Annotated in this window: 1 pseudogene; it reads right to left on the bottom strand. The window is 49.8% G+C overall.

Features of this window, described 5'->3' with window-relative positions:
• Positions 1-247 (bottom strand): annotated as a pseudogene (locus tag AAEZ03_RS28490) (hypothetical protein); the annotation flags it as partial.

Raw genomic sequence — 247 nt, 5'->3', positions numbered from 1 at the left:
GTTTCAGCGCTTGCAACGTCATGGTTTTATCAATCAATAAATCCATACTACCACTACAACTACTCACAATATCGGCTTCCGCCAACACTTGCGGCAACTCTTGTAAAGCTCTGACTTCCACACGTCGTCCAGGCTTGCGCAGTTCAGCCGCTAGAGCCTCAGCACGCTCAGGATTGCGGTTACAAATAATCACCCGCCCTACCCCAAGTCCGGCAATATGAGTGGCGACTAGACGATTCATTTCACC

The sequence above is a fragment of the Pseudomonas sp. HY2-MNA-CIBAN-0224 genome (genome assembly GCF_040310285.1).
In the GTDB taxonomy this organism is placed as follows: Bacteria; Pseudomonadota; Gammaproteobacteria; order Pseudomonadales; family Pseudomonadaceae; genus Aquipseudomonas; species Aquipseudomonas helleri.
This window is presented reverse-complemented; position numbering and strand designations above follow the sequence as displayed.